Consider the following 4,100-nt stretch of genomic DNA (forward strand, 5'->3'; position numbering starts at 1 on the left):
CTTTTTATTATCATTTTCATGCCAAAATGGAATGATAAAAGGAGATATTATGGATATTAAAGCACTGCGCTATTTTGTTGAATTGGTCAATCAACAAAGCTTTACCCGCGCATCCGAGCAACTGTTCGTCACCCAGCCCACCATCAGTAAGATGATCCGCAGTTTAGAGCAGGAAATTGAACAGCCACTATTACATCGTGAAGGTCGACGTTTCTGGCTTACCGATGCAGGAGAGGTTGTCTATCAAAGAGCGCTAGAGATCTTAGCGCAGATGTCTCAGTTAGAAGCCGAGCTGGTCGATCTCAATCAGGTAAAGCGGGGACAACTGCATCTCGGAATTCCACCAATGGTTGGACACCTTTACGCAGGTCTGATCCGCCAATACCGTCAAACCTACCCTCATGTAGAGCTCACCATCGTTGAGTATGGCGGACGTAAAATAGAGCAAGCTATCCTCAATGGCGAAATTGACGTAGCCGTCACCATGCTTTCGCCTCATCCGATTGATAATCTGCGGTCACTCTCCTTAGACAGTTACCCCATTTGCGCCGTACTCCCCGATTCATCTCCTTGGAAGCAGCAAGAAGCCATCGGTTGGGAGCAACTACAAAATGAGCCATTTTACCTCTATACCCATGATTTTACGCTGAGTGACTACATCCACTCATTCTGCCTACAACACGGATTTACACCACAAGTTGCAGCGCGCAGTAGCCAGTGGGATTTTTTAGTCGCGTTGGTCAAAAGTGGCGTAGGCGTTGCCTTTCTACCCGAACCACTTTGTCGACGAATTCAAGGAGAAGGCGTCTTAGTCAAACCTATGACACCCAGTATTGATTGGCACTTAGGATTAATATGGCACGCGGAACGGTACGTTTCTCGCACCGCCGAAGCTTGGATTGAGCTGTGCCAAATGCAGAATGGACAGCCTTAGCGGTCACAAAAAGTAACCATTTTGTCTGCATCACTCTCTTCTCTGTATTTAGGTTTTTTGCGCACGTACAATTTACGTTGCACTTCAGAGACCACTTCGCCTTTGGCATCCTTAACATGGATAACAAATTCCGGAAAGCATTTATCCCCATTGGCCGTGCTCACTAAGATTGAATCCAGTTGGTCTTGCGTTATCAGAAACTCCGCATACAAATCAGAATGGCCCGGTTTGATAAAGTTGATGCTGGCCTCTTTGTCCCATACATAATATTGCTCACCCAAAATCCCCATTAACATCAAAGAGTAAACAGGATCCGTGAGAGAGAAAATGCTGCCACCATACTGAGTGCGATTGGCATTTTTGTTCCACCACCGCAGCTTTAGGCGCATTTTCACCTGACGGAAGTCGCTACTAATTTCATCAATGTGGATACCAGCGCCCCAAAAAGGGGGCCAGCTATTTAACGCCCACTTAACAATATTTGGCTTATAAAATCTTGCTAAAGAGTGATTCATTCCGTGCTCACCTTTTAAACCTATCGACTCAATCACTAATAAATGTTACGCAATTGTAACTGGTAAGAGCTGTTATATCAGTGATATTGCGCGGCTTTGTGACAAATATAAAGTAACCCTTTGAACTTCGTGGTTTATTGTTAGCAGTGACTCCCCTATAATGATCGCAATTATGAATTCTGTTAACTGCTGCAGATCATCAACAGGAAAGTGTATGTCAGATAATAACCAAGCGCTCAAGGATGCAGGTCTTAAAGTTACCCTTCCTAGGCTAAAAATTTTAGAAGTGCTACAGCAGCCTGAATGCCAACATATCAGCGCTGAAGAACTGTATAAGAAATTGATTGATCTTGGTGAAGAAATCGGTCTTGCGACTGTTTATCGAGTATTAAACCAATTTGATGATGCGGGTATTGTCACTCGTCACCATTTTGAAGGTGGAAAATCCGTTTTTGAACTTTCAACACAACACCACCACGACCACTTAGTGTGCTTAGATTGTGGTGAAGTGATTGAGTTTTCAGATGAGGTGATAGAACAACGCCAAAGAGAGATTGCCGAGCAATATAATGTACAGCTCACCAATCACAGCCTTTATCTATATGGTAAATGTGCCGACGGCAGTTGCAAGCAGAACCCTAACGCGCACAAGTCAAAAAGATAGCCATCATTCTCAGCCTTGAGCTGGACGATAATAAAAAAGCCGGGTGAATCAATCACTCGGCTTTTTTGTGTAGAGAGAAAGGAGTGGTAAGCCACTCCTTTTTACTAGGTATTAATTAGAAATAATCTCGAATCAACACTTCCGCAATTTGTACCGCATTTGTTGCAGCGCCTTTTCTCACGTTATCTGCCACTACCCACATGTTAATGCCACTGTGGTGACTGATATCGTTGCGAATACGCCCTACAAGAACCGTATCCTTCCCTCCCGCATCGCGAACTTGCGTTGGGAAATCATTCCCGCTGAATACTTCAATACCTTCAGTTTTCTCTAATAACTCAATAATTTGCTCAGCATCAATCGGTAAGCGTGTTTCAATATGCAGTGACTCAGCATGGCCGTAAAAAACTGGCACGCGTACACAAGTTGGGTTGACCATAATGGTTGAGTCATTGAATATTTTTTGCGTTTCCCACACCATTTTCATCTCTTCCTTGGTGTAACCATTATCCATAAACTGGTCGATTTGTGGGATGCAGTTAAACGCAATTTGCTGGCTAAACACATCAGGATCGGCCGAAACACCGTTTAACAGCCTTGCGGTTTGTCCCGCCAACTCATCAATGCCTGACTTCCCAGCTCCTGAAACGGACTGATAAGTTGATACGTTAATTCGCTCGATACCCACAGCGTCGTGAATCGGCTTTAACGCCACCAACATTTGGATGGTTGAGCAGTTTGGGTTCGCAATAATATTGCGGTTACGGAAATCCGCAATCGCTTCAGGGTTCACTTCAGGCACAACAAGTGGGATATCGTACTCATAGCGGAAATGTGAGGTGTTATCGATGACTACCACGCCTTCTTCTGTGGCAATAGGAGCCCATTTTGCGGACAATTCACCACCAGCGGAAAACAGTGCAATCTGAACTTGTGACCAATCGAAATCTTCAACATTTTGTACTTGTATGGTCTTACCATTGAAGCGGTAGAATTTACCTTCACTACGCTCACTGGCAAGTAGGTAAAGTTCACCAACGGGGAATTTGCGATCTTTGAGCACTTCAAGCATGGTTTCACCAACCGCGCCGGTTGCTCCTAAAATAGCGATATTAAATTCTTGGCTCATTTGTTACCTCTGTTTTAAAACCTAATTTAGCTAAGGGAGTGAGATCACACGACTCACTACCGACGACAGTCATCGCGCTATATTCTCTTCTATCCCAATAAAGTTTACGCATTTGATCAAAAGCACCTGGTTTGCCAATTTCACGGCGAAACAAGGCGTCATCTTTGCGTACGTCATAAATCAATTGGGTTAAACTGTGTAATGTTTCCTCATCCCAACCGCGTGATAAATACACTTTGGCAATGGGAGCCTCGGGTAATAAACTACTGGCATTCGCGCAATGGTCATCGCCAAGATACTCACAAAAACTATTGAAAATCATGGTCGTGCCTCGGGCTTTACCTTCTAACCCATAGCCAGCCACATGCGGCGTCGCAAAGGCGAGCAAAGGCAGCAGTTCCATATCCACTTCAGGTTCAAATTCAAACACGTCTAAAGCGGCAATAAAACCATCATTTTTCTGTAGGCGTTGTTTCAGCGCTTGGTTATCCACCACAGGGCCACGAGCCGCGTTGATCAAGATCTGATCACTGCGCAACTGGGCAAGTCGAACTTCATCAATCAAGTGATGGGTTGGCCATTCACCACTTTTAGTAATGGGTGTATGCAGCGTAATGACATCCGCTTTATCAAGTAAAACATCAAGATGAGTAAACTCGCGGCAATCACCTTGTGCTTGTTTTGGGGGATCGTTGAGCAGCACATTAATGCCAATCCCCGCTAAACACTCGGCTAAATAGCTGCCGACTTGACCAGCACCAATAATGCCAACGGTTTTCTCTAAGGCAGAAAAACCATGCTGCTGTGCTAACACCATCAATACACTGAAAACATACTCAGCCACTCCCACCTTATTAC

The 4,100-nt window shown here is 44.6% G+C and carries 5 protein-coding genes; 2 read left to right on the forward strand and 3 right to left on the reverse strand.

Features of this window, described 5'->3' with window-relative positions; all coding sequences use genetic code 11:
• Positions 1-49: 49 nt before the first annotated feature.
• Entirely contained in the window at positions 50-934 is an 885-nt protein-coding gene (locus AACT21_RS07330) for a LysR family transcriptional regulator (RefSeq protein WP_094129040.1), read from the forward strand.
• Here AACT21_RS07330 and AACT21_RS07335 read toward each other — a convergent pair.
• Complete coding sequence (locus AACT21_RS07335; protein WP_010318688.1) at positions 931-1,449, reverse strand: DUF4442 domain-containing protein; 519 nt, start codon at positions 1,447-1,449, stop codon at positions 931-933. The genes AACT21_RS07330 and AACT21_RS07335 overlap by 4 nt on opposite strands.
• 214 nt (positions 1,450-1,663) lie before the next feature.
• Here AACT21_RS07335 and fcrX point away from each other — a divergent pair, with 214 nt between their 5' ends.
• Positions 1,664-2,113, forward strand: a complete 450-nt coding sequence (fcrX, locus tag AACT21_RS07340; RefSeq protein ID WP_010318689.1) for a ferric iron uptake transcriptional regulator FcrX — start codon at positions 1,664-1,666, stop codon at positions 2,111-2,113.
• Between the two features lie 115 nt (positions 2,114-2,228).
• Here the strand turns inward: fcrX and AACT21_RS07345 are convergent, their stop codons facing one another.
• Positions 2,229-3,242: an aspartate-semialdehyde dehydrogenase gene (locus AACT21_RS07345; RefSeq protein ID WP_094163332.1), complete on the reverse strand. Its 1,014-nt coding sequence runs from the start codon at positions 3,240-3,242 to the stop codon at positions 2,229-2,231.
• On the reverse strand, positions 3,226-4,100 hold an 875-nt coding region (locus tag AACT21_RS07350; RefSeq protein ID WP_094163336.1), incomplete at its 5' end, for a 4-phosphoerythronate dehydrogenase. The genes AACT21_RS07345 and AACT21_RS07350, both read right to left, overlap by 17 nt.

The sequence above is a fragment of the Vibrio sp. V08_P9A1T1 genome (assembly GCF_963874405.1).
Classification (GTDB): Bacteria; Pseudomonadota; Gammaproteobacteria; order Enterobacterales; family Vibrionaceae; genus Vibrio; species Vibrio anguillarum.